This window comes from Sorangium sp. So ce128, assembly GCF_051525245.1.
GTDB classification, from domain to species: domain Bacteria; phylum Myxococcota_A; class Polyangia; order Polyangiales; family Polyangiaceae; genus Sorangium; species Sorangium cellulosum_B.
On record NZ_CP150313.1, the window covers coordinates 229,529 to 256,444 of the forward strand.

At 71.9% G+C, this 26,916-nt stretch carries 18 protein-coding genes; 8 read left to right on the plus strand and 10 right to left on the minus strand.

From position 1 onward, the window contains the following. Positions 1 to 87: 87 nt before the first annotated feature. A complete protein-coding gene (locus WME82_RS00930; protein ID WP_438041282.1) occupies positions 88 to 843 on the minus strand; it encodes a glutathione S-transferase in 756 nt (251 codons plus the stop codon). Between the two features lie 102 nt (positions 844 to 945). Further along, positions 946 to 4,086 (minus strand): protein kinase domain-containing protein, encoded by a 3,141-nt coding sequence (locus WME82_RS00935; RefSeq protein WP_438041283.1) that lies wholly within the window; start codon positions 4,084 to 4,086, stop codon positions 946 to 948. A 642-nt stretch (positions 4,087 to 4,728) separates the two neighbouring features. Here WME82_RS00935 and WME82_RS00940 point away from each other — a divergent pair. Beyond that, positions 4,729 to 5,637, plus strand: coding sequence for an MBL fold metallo-hydrolase (locus tag WME82_RS00940; protein ID WP_438041284.1), 909 nt, complete (start codon positions 4,729 to 4,731; stop codon positions 5,635 to 5,637). Between the two features lie 60 nt (positions 5,638 to 5,697). Here the strand turns inward: WME82_RS00940 and WME82_RS00945 are convergent, their stop codons facing one another. Further along, a complete protein-coding gene (locus tag WME82_RS00945) occupies positions 5,698 to 8,136 on the minus strand; it encodes a PAS domain-containing protein (RefSeq protein WP_438041285.1) in 2,439 nt (812 codons plus the stop codon). A gap of 1,019 nt (positions 8,137 to 9,155) precedes the next feature. Here WME82_RS00945 and WME82_RS00950 point away from each other — a divergent pair. The 3 genes from WME82_RS00950 (at position 9,156) to WME82_RS00960 (ending at position 12,300) form a co-directional block, all read left to right on the plus strand. Beyond that, entirely contained in the window at positions 9,156 to 10,076 is a 921-nt protein-coding gene (locus tag WME82_RS00950) for a transposase (RefSeq protein ID WP_438045021.1), read from the plus strand. A 377-nt stretch (positions 10,077 to 10,453) separates the two neighbouring features. Continuing rightward, complete coding sequence (locus WME82_RS00955; protein ID WP_437859927.1) at positions 10,454 to 11,662, plus strand: RCC1 domain-containing protein; 1,209 nt, start codon at positions 10,454 to 10,456, stop codon at positions 11,660 to 11,662. Between the two features lie 26 nt (positions 11,663 to 11,688). Further along, a complete protein-coding gene (locus WME82_RS00960) occupies positions 11,689 to 12,300 on the plus strand; it encodes a hypothetical protein (RefSeq protein WP_438041286.1) in 612 nt (203 codons plus the stop codon). Between the two features lie 24 nt (positions 12,301 to 12,324). On the opposite strand, the gene WME82_RS00965 is transcribed toward WME82_RS00960, so the two are convergent. Further along, a complete protein-coding gene (locus tag WME82_RS00965) occupies positions 12,325 to 13,665 on the minus strand; it encodes a sigma-70 family RNA polymerase sigma factor (protein ID WP_437859941.1) in 1,341 nt (446 codons plus the stop codon). 741 nt (positions 13,666 to 14,406) lie between these two features. On the opposite strand from WME82_RS00965, the gene WME82_RS00970 reads away from it, so the two are divergent. Then, positions 14,407 to 14,766, plus strand: a complete 360-nt coding sequence (locus tag WME82_RS00970) for an arsenate reductase family protein (protein WP_437743687.1) — start codon at positions 14,407 to 14,409, stop codon at positions 14,764 to 14,766. A gap of 144 nt (positions 14,767 to 14,910) precedes the next feature. Here the strand turns inward: WME82_RS00970 and WME82_RS00975 are convergent, their stop codons facing one another. Continuing rightward, positions 14,911 to 15,555: a hypothetical protein gene (locus WME82_RS00975; RefSeq protein ID WP_438041287.1), complete on the minus strand. Its 645-nt coding sequence runs from the start codon at positions 15,553 to 15,555 to the stop codon at positions 14,911 to 14,913. 162 nt (positions 15,556 to 15,717) lie between these two features. On the opposite strand from WME82_RS00975, the gene WME82_RS00980 reads away from it, so the two are divergent. Beyond that, positions 15,718 to 16,143, plus strand: coding sequence for a hypothetical protein (locus WME82_RS00980; protein WP_438041288.1), 426 nt, complete (start codon positions 15,718 to 15,720; stop codon positions 16,141 to 16,143). Positions 16,144 to 16,313: 170 nt separating this feature from the next. Here the strand turns inward: WME82_RS00980 and WME82_RS00985 are convergent, their stop codons facing one another. Beyond that, positions 16,314 to 17,201, minus strand: a complete 888-nt coding sequence (locus WME82_RS00985; RefSeq protein WP_438041289.1) for a DUF4142 domain-containing protein — start codon at positions 17,199 to 17,201, stop codon at positions 16,314 to 16,316. On the opposite strand from WME82_RS00985, the gene WME82_RS00990 reads away from it, so the two are divergent. Continuing rightward, positions 17,091 to 17,633, plus strand: coding sequence for a hypothetical protein (locus WME82_RS00990; protein WP_438045035.1), 543 nt, complete (start codon positions 17,091 to 17,093; stop codon positions 17,631 to 17,633). The genes WME82_RS00985 and WME82_RS00990 overlap by 111 nt on opposite strands. Positions 17,634 to 18,143: 510 nt before the next feature. After that, positions 18,144 to 20,501 (plus strand): ATP-binding protein, encoded by a 2,358-nt coding sequence (locus WME82_RS00995; RefSeq protein ID WP_438041290.1) that lies wholly within the window; start codon positions 18,144 to 18,146, stop codon positions 20,499 to 20,501. Positions 20,502 to 20,564: 63 nt separating this feature from the next. On the opposite strand, the gene WME82_RS01000 is transcribed toward WME82_RS00995, so the two are convergent. The 4 genes from WME82_RS01000 to WME82_RS01015 form a co-directional block, all read right to left on the minus strand. Then, a complete protein-coding gene (locus WME82_RS01000) occupies positions 20,565 to 21,785 on the minus strand; it encodes an ABC transporter permease (protein WP_438041291.1) in 1,221 nt (406 codons plus the stop codon). Between the two features lie 118 nt (positions 21,786 to 21,903). Then, on the minus strand, positions 21,904 to 25,524 hold the full coding sequence (locus WME82_RS01005; protein WP_438041292.1) for a PD-(D/E)XK nuclease family protein: 3,621 nt from the start codon (positions 25,522 to 25,524) through the stop codon (positions 21,904 to 21,906). 104 nt (positions 25,525 to 25,628) lie between these two features. Continuing rightward, positions 25,629 to 26,483, minus strand: a complete 855-nt coding sequence (locus WME82_RS01010; protein ID WP_438041293.1) for a hypothetical protein — start codon at positions 26,481 to 26,483, stop codon at positions 25,629 to 25,631. Continuing rightward, entirely contained in the window at positions 26,429 to 26,686 is a 258-nt protein-coding gene (locus WME82_RS01015; RefSeq protein ID WP_438041294.1) for a hypothetical protein, read from the minus strand. Before WME82_RS01015 ends, WME82_RS01010 begins: the two co-directional genes overlap by 55 nt. Positions 26,687 to 26,916: the final 230 nt, after the last annotated feature.

Sequence of the window (26,916 nt, forward strand, 5' to 3'; positions counted from 1 at the left end):
AGAGAGCTCCCCGATGGAGCGCATTGCCATGCTGGTTTCCCCGGGCTTCACCGCGCTCGAGATGCCGCGTTCGCCCGACCGGGCAGGTCAGCTCGTCCGGAAGGCGCGGTAGAGCTCGTCGCGCCACGCGACGAGGTCGTCGTAGCGATCGCGCAGGTCGGGGTCGGAGAAGCACCGGCGGCTGGCGGAGCCGAGCTTCAGCTGGGCGGGCGGCGCGACGTTCACGAGGACCTGGCTCATCGCGATATCCGCGAACGTGAAGCGGCCGAGGAGCGTCCGCGGCGCGTCTCCGGACGGCGCCGCCCGCGCGAGCGTCTCGCGGATCTCCTCCAGCACGGCGACCTGCGTTTGCCGGTGCGCCTCGCCGTCGGACTTGTCGCCGTCGTACTTGCGGAGGGTGCGGGCGACCCCCAGCGCTCCCAGCCGCGAGGCGAGGGGGCCGAGCGCGCGGCGGATCGGCCTCGGCGCCATCTCGGCGAGCGCCTCGTCGTCGGCCAGCATGCGCGTCAGCGCGCGGGCGCGCCCGGCCGCGAGGCCGCGCTCCGAAAGATCGATGAGCCGCGCGATGTCGGCCTCGTGCTCGACAGGGAACAGGGTCGGTCCCGCGCCGCGCCCGTCTGCCCAGCGCGCGATGTCGGCCGAGTCCCCGAGCACGCGCCCGTCGTCGGTGGTGAGCGCCGGCACCGAGACACGGCCCGTGAGCCGGCGGAGCTTCACCCGGAGCGCCGGCTCACCGATGAGCGGCTGGTAGTGCCGGAAGGTGTAGGGGACGCGCCGGACGTCGAGCGCCCAGCGAGCCTTCTCCGTCCAGGGCGAGAAAACGAGGCCAAGTAGCTCGGTCATGGCGCCGGCAGGCTACCACACACCGCCGCGCGCCTCCGGCCGATCGCTCGCGGGCCGAGGGCGCGGCCCGTCGGTGGGCCCTCGGGCTCACCGCGAGTGATCTCACGGGCAGGCGTCGTTCTCGTCGTTCTCGTCGTTCTCCACCCAGATCGACTCGGGATCGTCGAACCCCTTGAGCCGGAACGCGCCCGCTCGGCGGAAGTCCGCGCGCGACGGGTCGGGGAGCGCGGCGGCCGCGGAGCGCGAGAGCGTCACGCGGCCGGGGCGCGGCAGGCCGATCCCGGAGCTCGGCTCGTCCGCGCGATCCTCCTCGGTGACCGCCTCGATGCGGAAGAGCCGGTGGACCTCCGTGCCGATGACGTCGTGATCGCTCATGCGCACCCAGCCCCAGTGGACGACGAGGCGCAGCTGCGCGGGGTCGTCGACGGCGCGGCGGAGCACGCGGGCCGCGTCGACAGCGCGGGCCACGGTGGGATAGACCGCGAGGTACCCATCGCCGGTCCCCTTCAGCAGGCGCGGGTTCGTCGCCCCTCGGAGGGAGCCGCGGAGCCGGTGAAGGTGGTCGACAAAGCCGGTGTCGCCGATGCTGCGGATCATGTGGGTCGACCGGACGATGTCGATGAGCAGCATCGCCACCTCCACCCGGTCGGTCGGCTCCGTTTCCTCTCGCCGCTCGTCGGGGAAGAGCTCGAGGAGCGTGAGGTGGAGATCGTCCCAGTGGATTCGCTCGAGGTGCGCGCTGAGGCGGGCGAAGGTGGGGGAGGCGGCGATCGCCCGACGCGCGGCGTCGGGGCCCTCGCCGTCGGCGATCTCCGTCGCGAGGCGGTCGAGGAGGGAGAACACCGCCCCGCCGATCTCCTCGTCGGCGTCCGGGCGCCGGAAGAGCTCGCGCTGGACGTCGACCACGAGGTCCCAGTGGCGGGGCCAGGGCTCCCCGTGGCCGATGATCACGTGGCGAATCGCGTGGAACCGGCCGCCGCCGGGGAGCGGCTCGATCAACGCGCGGAGGGAAGGGTGGAGCAGGTAATACCGCGAGCGCGGCAGCTCGTGGCGCGAGCCGACGACGGCGTCGTGCGGCTGGCGAAAGCGCTGGACCTGGCGCTCGGCCCCCGGATCGGCGCCGAGCACCCCGAGGAGGCCGCACTCGAAGAGCTCGCGGAAAGGGTGGTAGACGTCGTCGGCCTCCCTGCCGTGGGCGTCGTAGAACGCGCGATCGACCTCATGAAACCTGCACCAGACCTCGACCACCTCGTCGTGGGTGAGGACGTCGCAGGGGAGGAGGCCGAGGAAGCGAGCCCGCTTGTCGCGGTGACAGAGCACCTCGAGGAAGACCCGCATCTCGTCGAAGATGTTGGCCACGAGGAGGCCGGCGCTGGTGCGCTGCACGATCTGCGTGAAGGTCCGCTCGTCGAGCGCCTTTCGGTTGCGCGAGATCTCCGAGGCGAGGATCACGAGGTCGCGCGGCCGCCCGAGGGTGTGGCGGTGGAGGAAGTCGAAGGTCGACTCGCCGCGGGCCGAGCGCCCCGCGCTCACCACGTCGAGGTGGATGAACTCGCGGAGCGGCAGCCGCTCGTAATAATACGTGAGCTTCTCGAGCAGCTCGAAGAGCTCGTGCTTGGCGTAGCGGAGCGTCGACGTCGCGCCGTAGAGGTTGGTCTTGATGTCGGACTCGTAGGCGGAGAACGCCTCTTCGCGGATGGTGGCGAAGATCTTGACGTGCCGGTTGGCGTTCATCAGATCCCACGCGGCCTCGAGCATCCCCGCTTGCATGTGGATCCACGCGGCCCGCGGGAGCCGCCGGAGCGCCTGATCGAGCTTGTCGATGAAGATGAAGACGCCGCTGTGGAGCGAGCGGAGCCGCCGCTCGAGCGGGCGCTCCATCGCGTCGACGACCTGGTTGATCTGGCGGACGGTCAGCGAGAGCAGCTCCTTCAGCACCATCGTCGGCTCGACCGGCCGGCCCTCCAGGAGCCCGCGCAGGCTCCGGGGGAGCGGCGCCAGATCCGCGGGATCGCCGGCGTCGGCGGCGGCGGACTGGTAGGAGACGATCGACATGCGGAAGCTGAAGCTCCAGAGCCGCTTGCACTCGTGGAGGCCCGACATGAGGTCGCTGCGGGTCTGATCGACGCTGGGCAGATCGCCCATCAGATCGAGGTACGGCCGCCCCTCCGGGATGAACTGCACGGCGGCGTGGCGGCGCTCGCGGCCGGTCGCCGCCAGGTAGATCTCGCTGAGGACCGAGCGCTTGTACGTGAGGAGGAGGGTCTTGCCGAGCCCCTTGCTCCCCGAGACAAAGTGCTTGTTGGCGCTGTCGAGGAACTCGCGGACCACGGCGTTCTTGAAGGTCAGGTCCTTGAGGGCGCCGATATCGATCTGGTTGGCGTCCGAGGCCCAGCTCTGGTTCGTGGGGGGTTCGGGCGGCGAGGGCCGGGGCAGGGGCAGGGGCGGCTCCGGCGGGCGCCCGGCGAGCGCCCGGAGCGCCTCGATGAGCTCGCGGGCGGAGGTGAACCGGCGGTCGAGGTCGCGGTGGATCGCCCGGGCGAACCAGGCGTCAAAGCCGCTCGGGACGTCTGCCAGGCGCGACGGCGGGGCCGGGACATCGAAGCAGATCTTGTGGACGAGCTCGAAGAGCGACTCGCCGCGGAAGGGCCGTTGCCCGGTCATGCACTCGTAGGCGATCACGCCGATCGACCAGAGGTCCGCGCGGAGGTCGACCCCACGGGCGTCGGCGATCTGCTCCGGGCTCATGTAGCTCACCGTGCCCAGGGTGGCGCCGGCGTCCGTCTGCGGGGATCCATGGGGGTCGAGCCCGAGGTCACCGAGCTTGACGATCCCGAAGTCGAGGACCTTGCAGAGCGGGCCATCGTCGTCCTCGACGAGGAAGACGTTGGCCGGCTTGATGTCGCGATGGATGATCTCCATGCGGTGGGCCTTGGCGATCGCGCTGCAGACATCGCCGAGGATCGCCGTCGTCACTTCATAGGAGAGCGGCCCGCGGGCGAGCCGCTGGGCCAGGTCCTCGCCGCGAAGGAGCTCCATGGCGATGTAGGGCACCTGCGTGGCTGCATCGACGTTGAACTCGAGGAGCTGCACGACGTTCTTGCTCCGCAGCCTCGCCGCTGTCTGCGCCTCGCGGAAGAAGCGGGCGCGCGCCCGCTCCGTGCCGACGATCGCCGGATCCATCAGCTTGAGCGCGACCGGCTCGCCGAGGCGAAGATCGGTTGCCCGGTAGACCCGGCCCATGCCTCCCTTCTTCAGGAGCTCGTCGATCCGAAAGTGCTGGCCGACGACATCCCCCGGGCCAACGCTCCTGGCCCCGGTCGAGTCGCTTCCGCGAGCGGATGGCTTGGTGGCCTGGTACGGACGGCGGGCACTCTCATCCGACATATCGCCCAGCGTACCAGCCTTGGCGCCTCAGGAAAACCTGCGCGCCTGCGCCTACCAGCTCGTCGCAACGCCGCCCCGGAAGTAGGGCTCCTGCTCGGGCGCTCGGGCGCGGGGAAGCGCGCGCCGCGGCGGAGCTCGGGTGGCGCGCGGTGGCGCTGGCGCGGACATGGGGGCGCTCCGGGTCAGGAAGTGTCCAGGCGCGGCACGAACGTCGAGGCGGCCCATCCCATCCAGCGCGCCTCCCGTGCGGGGCGCCTCCGCCCGTGGCAGGCGTCCGGTTTTCCGTCGTTTACGCCGTCCGGGGCCCGGAGATCGGCATACACCGTGCAATCACAGCGCCTCATGCGCTCCGGTGAGCCCTGGCTCTGGTCTTGTGATCTCCGGCGAGCGGGGCGCGATGAGCAGTTCGAGCGCACACCGCGCCGTGGGCTCGCGTCGGGGCCAGCTCGTCGAGCGGTCGTCGCGGGAGCAGGGTAGCCGCGAAGGGGGGATGCGTCCGTGCGAATCCATCATCTCAACTGCATCTCGACCTGTCCGGTCGGCGGCGCGCTGATGGACGGGCGGACCCTGGGGCTCCGCGGGCGGCTGACGTGCCATTGCTTGCTCCTCGAGACGGAGAGCGGCCTGGTCCTCGTGGACACCGGGCTTGGGCTGCTGGACGTCTCGATGGCGAGGAAGCGGCTCAGCCGGTTCTTCCTCTTCCTCGTGCGACCGGAGTTTCGCGCCGAGATGACCGCGCGCCGGCAGATCGAGCGCCTCGGCCTTCGACCCGAGGAGGTCCGCCATATCGTGCTCACCCACCTCGATTTCGACCATGCCGGAGGCCTCGACGACTTTCCTGGAGCGCAGGTCCATCTGCTCGCCGACGAGCGTGACGCCGCGGTCGCGCGGCGGACGCTCCTCGACCGGATGCGCTACCGGCCGGCTCAGTGGTCGACGCAGCCGAGCTGGATTGCCTACCCCTCGGGCGGCGGCGAGCGCTGGTTTGGCTTCGAGGGCGCGCGGCCGGTGGGTGGATTGAAGGACGAGGTGCTCTTCGTCCCGCTCATCGGTCACACGCTGGGCCACGCTGGCGTGGCTATCCGGAGCGACGGCGGCTGGCTGCTCCTCGCCGGCGACGCCTACTTCTATCACCGAGAGATGGACCCGGTTCGGCCGGCGTGCACGCCGGGTCTGCGTCTCTATCAGTTCATGATGGAGAAGGACCGCGGCGCGCGGCTCGAGAACCAGCGGCGGCTGCGCGCGCTGCGCGAGGAGCGCGGCCACGAGGTAAGGCTCGTGTGCTCTCATGACGTCGTGGAGTTCGAGCGCATCGCCGGACGAAGCCATGCTGTGCCGGCCGGTGCGGGGAGGGACGTGTCGGAGCCACCGCTGTGGACCCCCGCTCCGGTCGCGGGCGCGCGCTGACCGCGCACAGCAGGCCATCTCCGCTCGGTAGGCCGCCTCCGAGGGCCGGGCGGCTCGTGGCTACGTTGCATCCCGGCGCGGCGCCGCGCCCACCGGAAGCGTGAAATGGAACGTCGTGTGGCCCCCCTCGGGGCTCTCGACCCAGATCCGGCCGTCGTGGGCCTCGACCAGCCCCTTCGCGATGTACAGGCCGAGGCCGAGGCCGACCACGCGCTCCTCCTTCGCCTTTCCCCGGAAGAAGCGTTCAAACAGGAGCGGGAGGTCCCGGGCCGGGATCCCGCGGCCGCTGTTCCGGATGGAGATCTGCACCGCGTCGTCGCGCCGCTCCAGCGCCACCTGTATCGGCGTCTCGGGATCACCGTATTTCACGGCGTTGGAGATGAGATTGCTGAGCACCTGCTCGACGCGCCCGGCGTCCGCGTGCACGATCGGGATCTCCCCGCGGCTCTCGACGTCGACAACGCGCCCCTCGGTCTCGCTCTCCATCCGCTCGACGACCGCCTCCACGAGCGCGCGCAGGTCGATGGGGGCGCGCTCGATCGCGAGGCGACGCGACTCGATCTGGGAGATGTCCGTGAGATCGGAGACCATCCGCCCGAGCCGCTTGGCGCTCGCCAGGATGTGTCCCGCCCTCGTCTTCACCGCGGTCGTGACCTGGGGCTTCCGTTCGAGCTGGGTCGCGTAGCCGATGATCGTCGTCACGGGCTGCTTCAGGTCGTGCGCGACGACCGACGTCCACTCTTCCTTGAGCCGCTCGAGCTCCTTGAGCCGGGTGATGTCGTCGAAGACGACGACCGCGCCGAGCAGCTTGCCGTTCCCGTCGACGATGGGGCCAGCGCTCGCGAGCACCGCCAGCATGCTGCCGTCGGCGCGCCGGAGCGACAGCTCCCTCGAGCTCGTGACCTCGCCTCGCAGCGCGACCGCCGACGGCTGCTCCTCGTCCGTGAGCGGCTCCCCGTCGGGCAGGCACAGGCCCCATGCGCCCAAGGGCCCGGGCGGCGAGTCTGTCCCGGCGAGCTCCTGGGCGCGGCGATTCCGGGCGATCTGCGCGCCGGCCCGGTCGAGGAGGAGGATGCCGACAGGCGAGCGCTCGATGACCGCGTGGAGCCAGCGCCGCTCGGCCGCGAGCTGTCCTAGGAGCTGCTCGCGCTCCTCGTCGGCGAGCTTCTCCGTGGTGACGTCGCGCGAGATGCCGATCCCGGCGATCGGGTTTCCGTGCTCGTCGTGCTGGATCGTGATGTGGGTCGAGACCCAGCGGGTCCGGCCGCTCCTGTCGATGATCCGGAAGGTGAGCCGGCCGCCGGCCGCGGCCATGTGCTCGACGAACGCATGATAGCGCCCGACGTCCTCGGGATGGATCAGGGTGACGAACAGCTCGGGGTCCTCGTACCAGGCCGCGGGCGGATAGCCGGTGTGCTCGAGGACGGCGGGGTTGATGTACTCGTAGCCCCCCTCCGGGCCGAGCCGTATATGGAAGATGACGTCGCTCGCGTGCTCCGCGATCATCCGCAGGCGCTCCTCGCTGAGCCGCAAGGCGCGATCGGCGCGCCGCTGCTCGGTGACGTCGAGGGCCGTGCCGATCATCCGCAGCGGAGAGCCGTCCTCGGCGCGGATCACGTCCGCCTCGGTGTGGAGGGAGCGCTCTTCGCCGTTCGGGCGGACGATCCGGTAATCGACGCAATAGGGCAGGGTGCCCTGGAGCGCGAGGTCGACGGAGCGTATCACACCCTCGCGGTCCTCCGGGTGGATGCAGGCGAGGAACCGCTCGTACGTGAGCGCGCCGGCGTCGCGGGACAGGCCCAGCATCCGATAACACTCGTCGGACCAGAGCAGCTCGTTGCTCGGAATGTGCCAGTCCCAGTTGCCCAGCTTCGCCAACCTCTGCGCGCGGGCGAGGCTGTCCTCGCTCAGCCGGAGCGCGGCCTCCGTCTGCCTGGCTTCCGCGATCGTCGCGTGGAGCTGCTCGCGCGAGCGCTCGAGCTCGTGGTTCTCCCGCTCGAGCGCCTCGATCCGTGCGCGCTGGGCGTGCAGCTCGGGGGCGGTGAGCGCCATCCCGAAGAGGCTCGACAGGGCGCCCGCGATCTCGACCAGATCGGTCTGCGGGAGGGCGGGCTGCGCGGTGGCGCAGAGCAGCACCGCGCGCAGGGTGCCGGCGAAGGCGATGGGGATCGCGAACGCGCGGGTGCAGCCGCAGCGTCGGCGCAGATGGCCGGCGTCGAGGAGCGCGTCGGCGCTCTCGTCCTCGGGCGCGACCTGCGCGATGTTCAAGCGGGCGGCGGCGCCGGCGAGGCTCGGGGCGTCGAGCGGCAGGCGCCGGAGGGCGTCCAGCGAGCCCGCGCTGCCGCCCGCGCAGGCGACGAGCCCGAGCGTGTGCGGCACCTGCGCGACATCGTAGAGGCAGGCGATGTCGACGTGGAGGAGGCGCGCCGCCGCCGCCACGATCGCTTGCTGCGGACTGTCATCGCCGGCGCGCGAGAGGGCCGTCGACGCGTCGGCCACGGCGCGGGCGAGCGTGTCGCCCGACGCCGGCGGATCCCCGCGGTGTCGCTCCCTGGACGGTCCACCCCGTTCGGCTCCGCGCCCTCTGTCGTCGCTGTTCAATCCGCCCCTCGCGCCTTCTACCCGGATCCTGGTGGGCGCGAAGCGAGACTATCACGAGCCTCCGCGCCGCAACCTGGTTCACGAGCCTTCGCGCCGCAACCTGGTTCACGCGGCCGTCCAGGGCCCGGGCCGGTGCAGGCCGGCGGCGGCTCTGCCGCGCACGCGCTGGCTGAGGAGGACGCCGGGGAGGAAATGCGCGGCGGCCAGCGCGCTGGGGGGCGGCTACTGGGCGGCGTCGCCTCCTCGTGGCGAAGGCCAAGCGCCCCCGCACCTCTCGAAGTGCGTGGGCGATTTGCATACTGACGGCAACGTCTCATCGTCGCTGTAGGGGTCGAACGCCGTCGCGCGCACCCGGGCGTGCGGAGGTGGCCTACCTCGGTTGCGCCGCACAGGCGCGCGGGCTCTGGCTTCGTGATGGCCAATCACACCGGGACAGGGGCATTCCGGTGAACCATCGAGCCGAGAGCGGCGCTTCCACGCGGGGGTGCAGCGGCGCAACCCATGATTCACGCCATGCAGGAAGACCCCCGGCGTTTGCGCGGCGAGGTTCAGGTGGCTTTCATCCTCCCCCACTCAGAAGGGTCTTGGCGACCCGTCGATGCCATACGGCTGGGCGACATAGATGCGCAAGAGAAAACGTGAATTACAGTGCGAGTGTGAGCGTTGGGCGGACCCGACCCAGGTTGGTGACGCGGACCCGCGCGCGGACCCGACCCAGGTTGGCGGGGCGGATCCTGTGGACCGACCAGGTGCAGCGGATCCGATGCCGGTTGGCGGACTAACCGCAACCCAGGTTGGGCTAGTCGGCTCCAGCTCGGGTGGCGGCCCGCCAGGCGGCCGCCACCCACGAAGCTTGGTCGAGCCGCGAAATGATTGATGGAAATCCCTGGCACGGCGCTTGTCTTATTGCGCCTATCATGAGCCAGCCCCGCGAGATCGCTGCCGGAGCCACCTACCTCATCACCCGTCGCGTCTTGCGCCGGCACCTGCTCTTCCGCCCGGATGCGGCAATCACCCAGCTCCTGGTCTACGTCCTCGCGGTGTCGACCCGCCGTTACAGCATCGAGGTCCATGCGATCTGCGCCATGTCGACGCATCTGCACCTGGTCGTGACCGACTCGAGGGGCGTCCTGCCGCGGTTCTTGCAGTTCTTCCATCGCATCGTCGCGCTCGGCACGAAGGTGCTTCGCGGGTGGGAAGGCCCGGTATGGGACCACGAGGCCACGAGCGTGGTGCGGCTGCTGACGCGCGCTGCGGTGGTGGAGAAGATTGCTTACGTCATGGCGAATCCTGTCGCCGCTGGCCTGGTGCAGCATGCTCGCGAGTGGCCGGGCGCCAAGGTGGATGTGGACGAGCTCGGCCGCGGCGTGCTGCGCGCAGCACGGCCTTCGGTGTATCTCGACCCGGAAAACCCCCAGTGGCCCGAGGAAGCGACGGTCTCGCTCGCGCTGCCGCCGGCCATCGAGCAGGACAGCGCGGAGGGCTTTCGCCAGGACGTCTCTGCCGAGCTCGAGCGACACGAAGCGCGGGCCCGCGCGGAGGTGCAGCGGCGAGGACTTCGCTTCTTGGGCGCCGAGAGAGCCTGCGAGGTGTCCCCTCACGAGCGCGTGACGAGCTTCGAGCCGCTGCGCGACGGCAATCCGACGTTTGCGGTGGGTCGCGAGCAGGGAGATGCGTGGCGAGTCGCAGGTGCCGCTGTGCGTGCGTTTCGAGCGTCGTACCGTGCGGCGCTCGAGCGATGGCGTGCCGGCGTACGCAGCGCTGTATTCCCCGCGGGGACGTGGTGGATGCGCACGTTTCACGGCGCCAGCGTGGCCGACGTCGTGCTCACGGTGTAGAGCCACAGCGGTGGGGCGCTGCAGGGAGGTGGGCGGGACGGGCGAGGGCATCAGTGCCTTGTCGTGGGGCGCGTCCGTCTGGGACCGGCGGTGTACCCGTGCCTTCGTACCTCTGCAGGCGGTGCCGAACGCAGAGGAAGCGGCGTCAGGGGCAGAGTGCTGTACGCGATGGTTGGCCGAGCGGAATGATTCCTCTCGAAAGGTGGACCCATGGGATAGTCATTCCGGGGTGGGGTGCCGCAGCCCCCCGGCCGCAACGCAACCTGGCCGCATCGCAACGTAGGTCGGTCGTTTTCGGTCGTTTTCGCGTGCGGGGTGCGGCGCAACCTGGGTAGGGTCGTTTGGCCGTTCATGCAGGCACGCGCACGAGGCGAATGATGATCGGACGAAGAGGTCTCATCTCCCGACGGTGGGCGGCCGCCTCGCTGCTCATCACGGCGCCCCTCGCCGGTGGCTGCTCGGAGGACTACCACTTCACCCCCGTGCGCGTGAAGGCGCTCGAACCCGCGGCGCAGATCGTCGCCGGTGCCTACCATACCTGCGCGATTCTCAGGAACGGTAATACCGCGTGCTGGGGCGACAACGAAGCGGGCCAGCTTGGCGACGTTTCCATCGGCTCGCTGAGTACCTCCCCGAGGTGGGTCTCGCTCGCCGCGGACCCCGTGCGTCTCGCCGCTGGTCCGCGGCACACGTGCGCGCTGTTCGACGAGGGGAGGGTCAGGTGCTGGGGGGATGACGTGGGCGGCTCCCTCGGCGTCGTGCCGGCGGGCTGCGCCGACACTTCCGGGGGCGCGGACGTCGTGGCTGGTGGGCGTTGCCCGGTGCCACCGCGCGACGTGCCCGACCTGGAGGGCGTGGTTGAGCTCGCGGCCGGCGGGCTCGTGGAGGCGGATGACCCATCGCTCGGGTTCACGTGCGCCGTGCGCGGCGCCGACACCGTGGTCTGCTGGGGTGACAACCGGAGCCACCAGCTCGGCTCCGATCCCGAGACCGTCGTGAGGAGCGAGCCCGCGCTCGTCCTCGACCTGGGTGGGTTCCCGCTGCGCGGCGTGACGCGCGTCGCCGCCGGCGAAGCGCAGGCGTGCGCCCTCGACGCGCAGGGCGACGTGTGGTGCTGGGGAGACGGTGCCGCCGGAGCTGCCCGCAAGGAGGGCGTGCGCGGCGCGACCGACGTTGCGGTGGGCGGGCGCCACAGCTGCGCTGCCCTCGGCACGGGACAGGTGGCGTGCTGGGGTTGGAACCTCAACGGCCAGAGCGGCGGCGGGCCCATCGTCGACAGCGCCGACGAGGTTGTCGGCGTCACCCTCGTCGAGGGCGTTGCCGGTGCGAAGGCCGTCGTCGCCGGCGGGCGCCACAGCTGCGCGCTGCTCGACGACGGCGGCGTCGTGTGCTGGGGCTCCAACCAGAGCGGCCAGCTCGGCTCCGAGGAGGCCAACCTGGTCTCCGCGCCGGTGCAGGCGGCGCTCGACGTGCGCGCGGTCGCCCTCGCCGCCGGGCGAGAGCACACCTGCGCGCTCGACGAGGAGGGCGGGGTGTTCTGCTGGGGCAGCGACGGCCAAGGCCAGATCGGGACCGGGCGACAGTGACGCGCGCCGCGCGGTTGCTCGCGGCCGTGGCAGGGATGGCCGGCGCCCTCGCCCCTGGCGCTGCTCTCGCCGATCCGGTGCGGCCCTTTCAGATGGATCTCGCCTTCGGCGCGCGCGCGGGCAGCGGCGTACGGGTCTTCGAGGGCAGGCTGTTTCTCGGCTGGTGCGGGTCTACGGGCCCCGACAGCGCGTCGTGGGTCCCGTACTTCTCCGGGGGGCTCTCGGCGAGCGCAGGCTCGACCGACGTTGACGATCGCCGTGGCTTCGACGGCCAGGTGCGCGTCGCGCGCTACGCGCTCGGTCCCGAGCTCCGCGCCGGCTTTGCCGGCGAGAGCGGCACGATGAACCACTACGTTTATCTGGCCGTCGCGCCGGTCTACCTCTTCGCCGGGACGCTGAGCGACAGGCTCCCCGAGGCCGGTGGCGCGCTCGGCGCGCGCGCGGCCCTCGGCCTCGGCCTGCCCGTGAAGTGGCGCATGATCTTCGGGAGCCGGGACGAGCGGCTGTGCGACGGCAAGGACGATTGCCTGCTCGTCGACGCCCTGCTCTTCCTCGTCCCCAACCACGTCGAGCTCGCGTACGAGAACGCGGCCGGCTCGTCTCACCGGCTGGGCGGGGCGGTGGGGTACAGCTTCTGAAGCGCGCCGGCGCTTCCCGCGCCCTCACCCCTCGAGATAGGAGCCAAGCTCTCGCTGCCGCGAGCGCGTCCGGAGCTTCTCGAGCAGCTTCGCCTCGATCTGACGGATGCGCTCCCGCGTCAGCGAGAACGACTGCCCGATCTCCTCGAGCGTCTCGTCCTCGTTGCCGTCGAGGCCGAAGCGGCGCCGCAGGAGCTCGCGCTCACGCGGCTGCAGCGAGTCGAGCAGCTCGCGCGTCTGCTCGATCAGCCGGCGCCGGGCCAGCATGTCCGCGGGCGTGGGCTCGTCGTTGGCCAGCAGATCGCCGTACCGGGTATCGCCCTCCTCGCCGACGGGGGCGTCGAGGCTGAGCGGCTCGAGCGCGAGCTCGCTGATCACCCGCACCTTCTCCACGGTGAGGCCGCTGCGCTCCGCGATCTCCTCGACGGAAGGCTCGCGCCCCCGCTCCTGCACCAGATCTCGCCGGGCGCGCACCACCTGGCTCCGGATCGCGGTGAGGTGGACCGGCATCCGAACGGGCTTTCCCTGGTTGAGGATCGTCCGCTTGATCGCCTGCTTGATCCACCACGCGGCGTAGGTGCCGAAGCGGTGGCCGCGGCGGTACTCGAACTTGTCGGCGGCGCGGATCAGGCCGAGATTCCCCTCCTGCACGAGGTCCAGCAGCGGGACGCCGAAGCGCTGGTGCTCCCGCGCGATGGCGACCGCGAGCCGGAGGTTCGCCTGGACGAGCTCGGACTTCGCCTGCGCGACGGCGCGGCGCCCCCGGGCGATCGCCGCGATCGTGGCCTCGATCGCGGCGCGCTCCGCCTTGTCCGCCTCGGCCGCGGCTGCGCGAAGGCTCCGCTCGATGCGCTCCTCGAAGGTCGGATCGAGGCGCAGCTCGGCGAGGCCCGCGGCGAGGCCCGCGAGGGCGGTCTCCACGCCGTCCTCGGTGATCTGCCGGCCGAGGAGCGAGCGGGCGAGCGTGAGCAGCTCCGCGAGCCGCTTCGCGGAGGCGTCCGCCTCGGGATCACCCGCGTCGGCCTCGCACAGCAGATCCCGGAGGCTCAGCGCCCCGACCTGGACGTCCTCTGCCGTCGAGGCGAGCTCGCGCAGCGCGACGGGCGACCGGACCCACGCCTCGAAGCAGGCGAGCGCGCCCGCCTCGATACGACGGCCGATCGCGACCTCGCCCTCGCGCGTCAGCGGCTGGCTGCCGGCGAGCGACCGGAAGTAGAGCTCGGTCGCGCCGAGCGTGGCTTGCGCGCCGGTGGCCTTCGCGCGCCGAGCTGGCGCGCGCTCGCCCGCGCGTCCGCCCGCGGAAGCGATGGAAACGGGATGACTCGATTCGGACTCGCTCGTCGAGAGCGAGGGACGGAACCTCATTCAATGCGCTCCAGTGTTGCCGCTGCGTCGTACCCGACCGCGAAGGGTGTGAGGGGGCACGATCATCAATGCGCCTCGATATCCTAACCGCTGAGGACGTAAATAGGAAAACGAATCGACCGCCGACATGGCGCATTTCCACGGCGTTTTTCGGTGTTGCTGCCCCGCTCGGCGCGGCGCTTTCTCGTTGTCCTCGGATGGCGGCGCGCGCGTGTGCGTTGCCGGACGAGTGTACGTCGCCGGACGAGCGGATGCGTCCCTTTCGATCGCGCTGCGGGGCGGAGAAGCGGGCGTTGGAGGGCGCGACGTGAGGGCGCTGGCGGAGGGCCTCGTGAGGGGGCGCGCTCGAACCGACACGGGCGGCCTCGGAGGGGGCGGAGCGAGGTCGCGAGTTGCCGGGACCGTCCGGCGGGGCAGCGGGGCCGGTCGAGACCGGAGCGGGCGGCCTCGGAGGGGGAGCGAGGTCGCGATCTGTCTGGTGGAGCGGCCGCGACGGGGCGGGATCGATCCGAGACGGCAGCGGACGGCAACGTAGGTCGGAAGAATCGTAGGTCGGAAGAACCGACCCTTGCGCGCGGGGGCGCTGCTGCTGAGCCGCGCTTCGGGGCGATGCGCTTCGGGCACGACGCGGAGCGTCCTGCGCGCCGCTGGCCCTGCGCCGTCCGGGCAGCGGTTGCTATGCTCCACGCCCGCGCTGCCCTCCGGAGCGCGCAGTAGCCATTCGACCGAGGAGCGACGCGCATGATCCAGATCTTCGGCACGGCCAAGTGCAAGGCGACGCGGGCGGCGCAGCGGTTCTTCGCTGACCGGGGCATCAAGGTGCAGCTCGTCGATCTGCGCGAGAAGGGCCTCTCCAAGGGGGAGCTCGCGAGCGTAGCGCGCGCGGTGGGCGGCGTGCGCGTGCTTTACGACGCGGAGAGCGCGCGGGTGAAGGAGCGTGGCCTCCAGCACCTCGGCCCGAGCGATGCGCGGATCGCGGAGCTCCTCGTCGACGATCCGCTCCTGCTCCGCACGCCCATCGTGCGCGACGGGACGCGCGCCTGCGTGGGCGCGGCCGAGGCGACCTGGAAGGCCTTCGCCGATGCCGCGAAGGGTGGGTAGCGGGAGGGCGGACCAGGGATCGGGGGAGGCTGGGCCCGCGCGCGGGCCGAGGCGGCCCCGAAGGGAGCGCGGTCATGCCGCGACCCGCGTCGCCGCCTCGTCGCAGGTGCAAGCGCAACGTTTGTGCCAATGCCGAGGCGGCAGTCAGCGCTCGGGGCGCCTCTCCTCGACGTGGTGCCGTCGTCGCTCCACGCGATGCTTCTTCGCCGGCTTTGCCGGCTTTGCCGGAGTCGCCGGCCTGACCGAAGCCCCCGCCTTCACCGTAGCCCCTGCCCTGACCGAGGTTGCCGGCCTGACCGAGGTTGCCGGCCTGACCGAGGCCCCCGCCCTGACCGAGGCCCCCGCCCGGACCGTCGCTGCCGGCCTGACCGTGGTTGTGCGGTGCACGTGGTGATGGTGATGGTGATGGTGGCCGTGTCGCTCGAAGCCGACGCGGTAGCGGACCAGGGCGCGCGGCTCGTCGCGGTAGTAGACCCAGCCGTGGTGCGACGGGTAGTACCAGCGGCCGTCCACATAGTAGACGTAGGTCCCGCGGTAGTACACGCGCGGGTAGGTCTCGACGTGGACCGGCGCCGCTGCGATGTGAACGACCGGCTCCTCGTACACCGCGAACTCCTGGTACGTGACGGTCGCATGCGCCGGCGCAGCGGCCCTGGTGTGGACTTCTGCCGCGCACCCGGTCGCGCCGAGGAGCGCGAGCGCAACGAGCGCGGCCAGCACGGCGAGCCTGCTGCTGCGCTGCTGAGCGCGCGCCGCAGCTCTGGGGGAGGAAACATCGAGGACTGGCACGTTCATCTCCATGGGGGTTCACAGGAGCAACTGCGGTGCCACCCGGCGAAGGCGGAGCGCCGCCGCGTGGCGCTGCAGGGCGCCGCTCGCTGGTATAGCGCTTGCTGCCGTGCCGCGCATCGGCGCGACAGCGCCAGACTTGGATAAAGGAAGACGATCCCCATGAAACTTTCGAAGGTGCTCACCGGTCTCGCTGGCTGCGTCCTCGCCACTGCCTCGCTCACGGGGTGCATCGTCGTCGATCATGACGATGACCACGATCACCTCACGCGCGGCTCGCTCACCGTCGCCCTGACCATCGACGGCAGCGACGACCCGTGGGCGTGCTTCGATCACGACGTGAGCGGGATCGCGGTCAGCGTCGAGGACGAGGATGGCTTCCTCGTCCTCGACGCGGTGGGGGACTGCGATGATCTCGGCCTCACCATCGACGGCCTCTCCGAGGGGTACTATGACGTCGATGTCTGGCTCGTGGATTTCGACGGAGACGCGATGAGCGACATCGTGCGCGTCGAGAGCGTCGACGTGCTCGACGGCGCCGAGACGCTTGTGGAGGTTGATTTCCCGTGGACGTGGATCGACTCATGACGCGCGCGGCTCGCCTGAGCGACCGCGCGCACGCGCCTACTCGCCCGCGATCGCGGTCACGAGACCATGGGCGCGGTCATTGGATCGGGTAGGCGGGGTGGCGCTCGGGGAGCTCGGCGCTCGCGAAGGCCGCGAGCAGGCGCCGCCGCCCTGCGGGACATGAAGCCCTGTTACTGGGACTTCTGCGATTCCCCTTGCCGCTGCGCGTAGGCCTGGGGGCCTTGCTGCTGGCTGCGTTGCTGCTGGTCGCGTTGCTGCTGGCCGAGCTGGCCGGGCTGCATCTGGCTGACCTGTCCGCGTTGCTGCTGTCCGCGTTGCTGCTGGCCGAGCTGGGCGCCCTGCCGCTGGCCGGGCTGCATCTGGCTGACCTGTCCGCGTTGCTGCTGTCCGCGTTGCTGCTGGCCGAGCTGGGCGCCCTGCCGCTGGCCGGGCTGCATCTGGCTGACCTGTCCGCGTTGCTGCTGGCCGACCTGGATGCCCTGCTGCTGCTGGCCGACCTGGATGCCCTGCTGCTGGCCGACCTGGATGCCCTGCTGCTGGCCGGTTTGCGCCCAGCCGAACTGTCCGCGTTGCTGCTGGCCAGACTGGGTGCCTTCCTGCTGTCCGCGTTGCTGCTGGCCGCCTCCCTGCTGCTCGTGGAGCAGCAAGCAGAACAGCTGCTCGGCCTCCGTCAGGTGCTGCTCGACGTCCGCTCGCATCGCCTTCACGCTGGTTCGTATCCTGGCGTTCTCCGCGTTCGCGACGCCCGGCACGTCGAGGAGCTCGAGGGCGCGGCGATGGAAGGAGATCTGAGCCCAGATGAAGGCCGTGTCGAACTCGGCGCCTTCCTCCTCTTCCAGCGCTCCGCTCACCTCGGTCGAGCTCTCGTCGAGCTCCCGGCAGCGCGAGCACGACTCCATCCTGATACCTGAGCCCCTCGAGCCCGCGCCGAGCTGCTCGGACTGGGAGTGCTCCTCGACGATCTGCTCGGCGTAGCGCTTCACGTCCGGGGACTCGGCCTTGTCCAAGGCGATCTGCGACAGATCCACCTCCTTCTGGTGGATGAACGAGATCAGCATCGTGAGCTCAGCGTCCGACGGCTGCTGCGTCGCGCTGCGCTCTCCGCGGCCTCCCTGCCTGTCGCCCTGACTGCCGATCTGCCCGCGGCCCCCTTGCCTGCCGCCTTGATGGCCGGCCTGCTCGCCGCACATCTGCCTGTCGCCCGCGCGCTGGCCGCCGGCCCGTTCGCCGCCCTGTCTGCCGCCTTGATGACCGGGCTGCTCGCGGCCTCCCTGCCTGCCGCCGGCCTGCGCTCCACCGCCCCTCCCGGGCCCTCGCGCGCCGTCTCGGCCCGTCTGTCCGTGGCTCCTGCCGTCGGGGCCCGTGCCGGTCCGCTCTTGCCCATCCGCTCCATCGCGATTCGCCTCGGCGTCATCGTCGCTGCCCATGCAGCCGCCGGCCCCCGCGAGGACAAAGCTCCCAGCGAACATGATCGCCATGAGGCGACCTGAACGATTGCCCATCATTGCTTGCTCCTTGGCCGACACCGGCGCGCTGTCGCGCTCACCTGCCGGTTATCGGCCCCGAACATCTGGGTTCGGGAAGCGAGGATGGTGAGCGAGGTGGAGCCCTAAGCCTGCATCGTCATTTCCCCGAGCGCCCCTGCGCCCCCTGCGCGATCGCACCGAGAGTCGCAGTCCCGCTCGGCGTTGACCCAGACCCAGCCGGTGCGCAGCGGCCGGCCCGGCGCTCGACCTTGATCCCAAGGACCCGCTCGGGCACTCGCCCGCGCGACGGCGCGCCGCCGTCGGCGCCGTCCGCCCGCGCCTGCGCGGCGCCGGACAAGCTGCCAGGCGGCCGGATCGCCGCCAGGCAGCCGGGCATGCGCGCGCCGCGCGCTGAGGAACCCGCTCGGCCGGGTCGCGCCGCCTTCCGCCGCGCCATCGATGCGCGTAAGCTCCGGCGACGTCCGACCGAGCGCCGCCTCGGCCCTCTGCCGAGGCGCCGGTCGCCGTCATCCTATGAGAACCTCCGCGCACAACGGCCCGTCTCCCGGGCCCGCCGCCCGCGTCGATACGACGGACATCGAGGCCCTGAAGCGTGAGCTCGAGCGGCTCCGCGCCGTGGGGTCCCGGGATCGCGGGTGGCTCGACGCCGTGCTCGAGCACAGCCCGCACGGCGTCATCCTCTGCGACGCGTCCGGGAAGCTCGTCCTGCACAACCGGGCGGCGGAGCGCATCTGGGCCGGCAGCGCCTCGACCGAATCGATCAACGACTGGACGCTGTATCGCGCCTTCCACGAGGACGGCCGCCCGTACGAGGCGAAGGACTGGGCCATGGCCCGCGCGATGTCCGAACGGCAGGTCATCGAGAGCGAGGAGACCCGGATTCAGCGCTTCGACGGGACGTATGGCATGGTCCTCGGGAGCGCCGCGCCCATCATCGGACCTGGCGGCGAGCTCGAGGGCGGGATCTCGGTGTTCGCCGACATCTCGCGCCTCAAGCAGATCGAGGCCGAGCGCGGCGAGCTCGCCGCGCAGCTCACGAAGCGGGTCGAGGAGCTCGATCGCCGCGCCCGGCTCACCCAGGCGCTGCTCGCGGTCAGCACCGCGCTGAGCGGCGCCGTGACGGTCGAGCAGGTGTCCGCCGCCGTCGTGAGCGACATCCACCGGGTCCTCGGCGCCTCGACGACGATGATGTACACAGCGGATGAGGCGGCCGGCGTCGCGGCGCTCGTCGGCCACTCGGGCCTCGAAGAGCAGCGCACGAGCCCTTATGCGAGGGTGCCCCTCGACGCCCGACTGCCGCTCTCGGACGCGCTCCGGGAGCGCCGCCCCATCTGGGTGGACACGAGGCAAAGCCTGCTCGCCGCGTACCCCGAGCTCGCGGCCCTGCGGCCTGTCCGCGACGACGTGAAGGCGCTCGCCGTCCTGCCGATCGTCGCCCACGCGGCGCTGCTCGGCGGCCTCGCGTTCTCCTTCGCGAACGATCGGGCGTGGAGCCCCGAAGAGCGCGAGTTCCTGCTCAGCGTGGCGGCGCAGTGCGCGTCGGCGCTGGACAGGGCGCGCCTCCTCGAGCGGGAGCGCGAGGCCCGGGCGCGCGCGGAGATGCTCGCGGCGGAGCTCGAGCGGCAGCAGGCGACGCTCCGCCTCCTGAGCGAGGCGGGCGCCGCGCTCTCCGGCTCGCTCGACGTCGCGTCGCGGCTCACGCACCTGACCCACCTGGCGGTCCCCACCCTGGCCGACTGGTGCGCTGTCGACATGCTGAACGGCGATTCCATCGAGCGCGTGGCCGTCCACCACTGCGACCCCGCGAAGATCGAGCTCGCCGAGCGCCTCCGGGCGATGTCCCCGCCCCGGCCCGACGCCCCGGCGGGCGTGTCCGCCGTGATCCGCGCCGGTCGCTCCGAGTGGATGGCCGACATCCCGGACGCCGCCATCGAGTCCGCCGCGCTGAGCCCCGAGCACCTGCGCCTGATCCGGTCGCTCGGGCTGAGATCGTATGTCGTCGTCCCGCTCCGGGGGCGCGACCGGACCATCGGCGCGCTGACGCTGGTCCACGCGGAGTCGGGCCGCCGCTTCAGCCAGGCGGACGTCGCGCTCGCCGAGGAGCTTGCGAACCGCGTCGCCCTGCTGATCGACAACGCGAGGCGGTTCCAGGAGGCGCAATCGCTCATCCGCGCGCTGGAGCGGACCAACGCCGAGCTCGACCAGTTCGCGTACGTGACGAGCCACGACCTGAAGGCGCCCCTCCGGGGCATCGCGAGCCTCGCCCAGTGGATCGAGGAGGACCTCTCGGACAAGCTCACCGCGGACACGCGCCATCAGATGGAGCTCCTGCGCGGGCGCGTGCGGCGCATGGAGGCCTTGATCGAGGGGATCCTGGCCTACTCCCGCGCCACGAGGTTCCGCCAGAAGCCGGAGAGCGTCGACCTCGAGAGGCTGGCGAGGGAGGTGGTCGAGCTCATCGCCCCGAGGCCGCCCGCGCGGGTGACGCTCGACGTGCCGCCGGCGACCCTGCGGACCTACAGGGTGCCCTTGCAACAGGTGCTCATGAACCTCATCACGAACGGCCTCAAGCACGCGGGCCGCGAGGACGCGGCGGTCTCCGTGTCCGCCCGGGAGCAGGGCGACAGGGTCGAGGTCTCCGTGTCCGACAACGGGCCTGGGATCGCGCCAGCGTTCCAGGAGAAGGTGTGGGGGATGTTCCAGACGCTGCAGGCGAGGGACAAGGTGGAGAGCACGGGGATCGGCCTCGCCATCGTGCGAAAGATCGTGGAGAGCCGCGGCGGGCGGGCGTGGGTCGAGTCGGACGGCAAGAGCGGCGCGACGTTCCGGTTCACGTGGCCCAGGAGGGAAGAGGCGGAGGGCGCCGCGTAGCGGTCGCGCAGGCCGAGCTGCCCGGAAGGGTGCAATCAGCCGCGGGCGCAGGTGACGAGGTGCTCAGTTCGATGGCTTCGGCATCTGGAACACCACGGCTTCCTCTTCGGCTTCCAGGTCGTTGACGTTCCAGTAGATGGATCCGCAGTCGACGGCGATCTCGAAGAAGTACGGCTGCCCCGTCGCGAGGGTGATCATGTCCCCCTTGCCGAGGTGCGCCCTCCGCACCTCGCCTTGCCCCTCGCTGTTCATGTAAACGGTCCAGTAGACGAACTTGTCGTCCACCGCGAGCGACCTGGCGACGGCCTGCGTGTCGACCGTGGTGGTGAAGGGCGGGGCGCTCGGCGCCGCATCCGTCGCCTTCGACTGGACCGCGCCGGCGTTGTCGGTCACCCAGTGCACGACGCCGTTGGCGAGGACCAGCTCGGTCGGGTTGCCGTTCGTCTCCGCGAAGACCTCGGCGGTGTCGCCGAGCGGGTCCTTCGTCTTGCGCAGGATCTGGCTCGCCCAGTAGTTCGACCAATAGACGTGGGTCGCGTCGACGGCGACGCCGATCGGGCGGTCGGTGGAGGCGACCAGCTCGGCGACGGCCTGGCTGCCGTCGGCGTCGGGCCTGGCCTTGGCTCGCCAGATGGCCGCGGGCGACTCCGTTGCCCAGTAGATGCTGTCGCCGAAGGAGGCGATCCGGCCGTAGGCCGTGAGCGCCGGATCGCCATCCTGCAGCGGGACCTGCGCGATCCGGATCGGGCTGGAGCTCGGCGGCTCGATGGAGATCCCCAGCACGTCTCCGTTGCCCCAGTTGATCCAGGAGAGCTGCCCGCCCGAGTAGGTGACCCAGGCGGTGTCGCCGAACCCGTAGGTGCCCGGGAGCGTGCGCGCGGCCCCGCCGTCCTTCGGGATGGCGATGATGGCCTGGTTGTTGGCCAGGAGCACGAGATCCCGGGTGACCACCATGCCTTTCACGTTGGACCCGAGCTCCCCTTGCATTTGCGTCACCGGGCACTCCCCCACGGCGCAGTTCGACGGGGGGCACGAGGGCGTGCCCCCGGCGCTGCCGCCAGCGCCATCGCCACCGTCGCCGCCGGTTCCATCGCCGCCGTCGCCGCCGTCGCCGCCCGACGTCGTCTGGGCAGAGCCTCCGTCACCAGGTCCGGTGCTCGTCGTCGTCGAGGAAGCGGAGGAAGGCCCCTCCGTGCCAGGCTCGATGCCGAAAATGAGATTGCAACCGGTGCCCGTCGCCGCGAGCGCGAGCAGGGCGCAGGGCAAAGCGATCTTGCTGTGCATGATGGAGTGTATACATCCCCGGCCACGCCCGCGGCGATCGCGGGCCACTGTCCAGGGGCGACGCTTCCGTGCGACACCCGCGCTCACCAGGGGCGACGCTTCCGTGCGACACCCGCGCTCACGCGAGCCGGCGGAGCTGCTCCAGCCGCCGCCGCGGCTCGATGTCGCGCCGCTTGATCTTCCCGGTCCTGAGCTCCTCGTAGGGCCCGCACACCGGCCGGTAATCGCACTGCGCGCACGCCCCCTCCGCCGGCATCGGCAGGAGGGCCGCCTTGTCGATCGCGTCTCCGATGATCCCCGCCACCTGGGCGGCCGCGTCGCGCGCCCGCGCGTCCAGGTAGATCGGCACCTCCGTGAACCCGCCGGCGGAGGTGCAGTAATAGAGCCGCCCGGACTCGACCTGCGTGCCCGGAGGCATGAGCTTCTCCAGAGCGAGCGCGTAGAGGACCGGCTGGAGCGTGCCGCCGCCGCTCACGACCGCGTCGCGCGGCGCCCGCGCCTTGCCCGTCTTGTAGTCGGTCGCCCGCATCGCGCCCCACACGCTCCGCTCGACAAGGTCGATCGAGCCCCGGAGCCGGACGCCGCAGTCGAGCTCCACGGGCGCGTCCGAGCTCCCCGGATCGCGGGTGGCGAGGCGGCGTGGCAGCCCGAACGACAGCTCGAAATGGATCGGCTCCCAGTCGCGGTCCTCCGCGGCGCGCCGCAGCCACTCCCGGAGGTCGGCCCGCACCGACGCGATGCCGTCGTCCCAGACCCGCCGGATCGCCGGCGCGAGCTCGTCCGCGTAGCGCGCGGCGACGCGGTCGAGCGCCCGATCGAGCTCGGCCCGCGCCTCGTCGAGCGCTGGCAGGCCGAGCGGCAGCTTGCCTGCGTCGCGCAGGGCGACCAGCACCTCGTAGAGCACGTCGTGCACGAGCCGGCCGCGCTGGAGCGGGTCGAGCTCCTCGATCGCCTCGGGCGCCGGGCGCGGGGCGAGCTTGTGCACCGCGTAGAGGAAGAAGCGGTAAGGGCACGCGGCGAAGTGCTGGAGGGCGGTCGGCGAGAACGACCTGCGCCCGAACGCGTGCTTCGCGAGCGCCTCGCGCGCCTCCGCGATCGGCTTGAACAGCCCGTCGGCGCTCGTCCAGCCCGGGATCCAGCGCCGCGCGCGGAACCGGAGCGCCCGCGCGAGGTGGGGGTTGGCGTTGAGCAGGTAGCGCGCGGTGCCGACCGTCTGCGCCTCCGGCAGGCTGAAGAGCGTCTCGAGGAGCGCGAGGTCGTGCTCGGCCGCGTCGATGGCGTCCTCGGGCCGCGCGGGCGCGGGCCAGCCGATGCGCGCGGCGCCGCCCTGCTCGGCGCGGCGCTCGAGCTCCCCGAAGCCGGGCAGCCTGCCCTCGGCCGCGCGCAGGAGCTCGAGGCCGTAGAACGAAGGCACCCGAGGCCGGGACTGATCCATGTCCACGCGCGGGTACGACACGACGAGCCGCTGGCGGGCCGCGCCGACCGCGAGCCGGAGCGCGAGGCGCTCGCGCGCCACGCGGTCGTCGCTCGTGTCGAGGCCCGAGTCACCCCCGGCGATCGTCCGGCGCAGGGCGTCGCGGAGGATCGGGTCCTCGGTGACCTTCTGCGGGAAGATCCGCTCGGCGAGCCCGGGGACGAAGACCACGTCGAACGAGCGCCCGCGGGCGCCCTCGATGGGCGAGACGAAGAGGCGCCCGTCGCGGCGGGCGGCCGGGGGCAGCACGAGGTCGGTGAGGCGGCGCGCGAGGCAGAGGCGGATCTCGCCGAGGTCCACCGGGCCGACGTGCGCCATCGGCGCGAGCTCGGCGAGCACGGCGAGCACGCGCTCGGGCCGCCGGAGCGCGCGCGTCGCGAGGGCCGAGAGGCGGCGCTGCCACTCGCCGAAGGTCGCGCGCTCGCCCGGGCCGGGCAGCGCCGCGAGCAGCGGCAGCGCGAAGGCGCGGAGGGCCGAGAGGTCGGCGAGCGTCCGCGCGATGCGCGCGGCGTCGCGGTCCTCGGGGGCGCGGGAGAGCGAAAGCCGGAGCTCCCGCTCGAAGCCCGAGAGCCGCGCCTCCCACCGATCGAGCCCGCCGATCACCGCCGCGTCGACGAGGATGCGCTCCCAGCGCCGCGGGGCGCGCAGGGTGCCGTCGTGCACCGGGGCGTCGGGGCCCTGGGCTGTCGGATCGGGGGTCGGGGCCGTCGGATTGAGGTTTGAGGCTGTCGGATCGGGGTTTGGAGCTGTCGGATCGAGGTTTGGGGCTGTCGGATCGGGCCTCTGGACTGTCCGACCGGGGTTTGGGTTTGTCCGATCGGGGTTTGGGTTTGTCCGATCGGGGTTGGGGGCTGTCCGATTGGGGTTCTGGGCGGCCGGACTGAAGCTTTTCCCTGGCGGATCGAACCCGAGATCTTCCCCCGCCATGTCGTCGTCCGGAGGCGCCTCGTCGAAGCCGCCGCGCAGGAGCTCGGGGAAGAGGTCGTCGTCCGGCGGCACCCAGCGGTCGGCCTCGGGCGGGGCCGGCGGCGGCTCGCCCGCGGGCGTCGCGTCGGGGACCTGCCCGAGCGAGAGGTACTCCGCGAAGCGCGACGCCGACAGGTGCTCGGCGGCGCACGCGAGCAGCGCGAGCAGCGCGCGGCCCGCCGGGTCGGGCTGCACCGAGCCCTGCGCGAAGTGCGCAGGGATCCCGGCCCGGCGCAGCGCCTCGACGAGGTGCGCGCGGTACTGCTCGGGCGCGCGCAGGAGGATCGCCATCCGCTCGAACGGCACGCCGCGGGCGGCCTCGCGCAGCGCGATGCGCGCGAGCTCGACGCACTCCCGGCTCTCGCCGGGCGCGGAGAGGATCTCGACCTCGTCGCCGAGCCCGGGGGCCTCGTCGGTCAGCGGGTCGAACAGGTGCTCCTGCAGGCGGGCGAGCGAGGTGCTGGGCGCGACCGGCGGCGGCTCGTCGCCCGCGCCGTCGTCGGCGCCGTCGTCCACGCCATTGCCCGCGCCGGCGCCGTCGTGCGCGGCGGAGACCGCGGTCAGCGAGACCCGCCGCGGCGGCGATCGGAGCGCCGCCTGCAGGTGGCGCAGCGACGCGGCGTCGCCGGCCGGAACGGTGGCGAGCGCGTCCGGCGAGCGCGCGGCGACGGCCTCGAGGAGCTCGCGCTCCAGCGCGAACCGCACGGGCAGGTCGAGCAGGAGCATCGGCAGCCCGAGCAGCGGGTGGCGCGAGCGGGGGTCGCCGTCGTCCGCGGCCCGGGCGCGCTCGGCCGCGAGGCGCAGGACGATCGCGCGATCGGCGAGCCCCGCGTCGTCCAGGGCGGCGTCGAACGCGTGGGCGATGCGGTCGAGATCGGCCGGCGCGAGCGCGTCCGGCGCGACGCCGGAGAGCCGCGCCTCGTCGAGCGTCCGCGCGACGGCGCGCGGCAGCCCGGGTCGATCCGCGACGCGGGCGAAGCGGCCGAGCAGCCCGTCCTGCGCGAGCCCGTCGAGGGTGCGCGCGCAGAGGGCCTCGATGGCGAGCGGGCTGGCCGGAACGAGGCCGCGCTCGGCGAGCGCCGGCATCGCGAGCGCGGCGGCGAGGCGCCCCAGGGTCAGCCGGTGCCAGCCGAAGGTGGCGCGGCGGCCGCGGATCGACGCGCGGGCGAGCTCGCTCACGGCCTCGACCGAGGCGCCGACGAGGAGCACGCGCTCGGCGGGGCGCCGGCGGCGCAGCCAGCCCACGGCCCGATCGAGGCGGGCGGCGGCGCTGGGGGAGGTGATGACGGCGTGGGGCACGGGGTGGCTCGGGAGGCGGCGGAGGGCGATGGAGATTCGGTGGACGGCCCCGAAAGGGGTAAGGGGGATTAGCAGCTGGGCAGTCTGCCGCCGGCTGCCATCGCTCAGCTCAGGTCCGGGAGCACATCGGCGATCGATGCCGCGACGATGGCCCGTTCATGCCACCGTTCCAGGATCTCAGGATCCTTCTCGGCCAGGATGCGCTCACGCGCGGCGTCCGGCACGGCGATGCCGCGGACCCGGAGCGCGGTCAGCACGGCACGCGCCGCCTCCTCGGCGCGCCCCTGGGCGCGCCCCTCGTCACGACCTTCCTTCCGCTCCTCGGAGCGGAGCTTCTGCTCGTACTCCTTGAACCACGCCCGGATCTCTGCGCTCACATCGTCCTCCTCGTCGGTCGTCGGCTCCTGGATTCCGTGCCGGAAGTGTACCAGCAGCGGCGTGGCGACGCTCTTCTCCCAGGTATCGTCTGGCAGTGCCGCCAGATCCGTCAGCGCCTCGCGCAAGCGGCGGCCCGAGCCGAGCAGCCGCAGCAGCAGCGTTGTACGCGTCCGGGGCAGCTCCGCGAGCACCACCACGCGCATCACCAGGCCCGGTACGGCGTGGTAGACGCCGGCTTGCACCGGCTCGCACCGGTAGGCGTCGAGCACCGTTTCAGGACGCCCCGGGCTGATGACGACCAGCGCAGGGAAGGCGACCGCCGGTTGCGGTGGCGTGTCCGTGTCCTCGTCCGGCGCGACGGAGCGCGCTGCAGAGCGGGCGCGGCGCTCGAGCTCGTGATGCCACGTGAGCTGCTTGCGCAGGCAGTGCCGGATCTGACGCAGGCTCGGCGTGCCGTGGAACGGTTCGAATTTGTCGGCCGCACGAGATTTCCGGTCGGCTGTGGGGAATGAGCATGACGCGCAGCTCAGGGCCTTCCAGGCCAGTACCTGACGACCACGTGACAGTCGTCGACCTGCCACCCCTTGGCGGCATCCCAGCGCAGCTTGAACACCTCCCCGCTGGCGTCGAACTCGTCGTCGTATTCGCCCGCGTCGAGCTGCAGCAGCTCCGCGTCCGGGCCCGCGCGGCGGAAGGCCACCACCTGGAGCCGCGCGCTGTCGCCGGGCGAGTAGCGGAGCAAGGCCTCCGAGAACGCCCCGAGCTCCGTTAACGGTACTCCCACCTTGGTGCAGCCTCTCTTCGTGAACGGCTGCAGCTCCCCTAACTCCGGAAAGCCAGCGACGCGGACAGACGGCCTGAGAAACCATCCGAGCGCGAAGGAAACGACGGCGACACCGAGGACCAGGAGGTAGCGCAGCTTCGCGGCTTTGACAGAGGTATGCACGTCGTGTCCCGATGGGCTCAGGGCGTCTTTCTCGATGGGATCAACCCCAGCATGGCCCCGGAACGAGG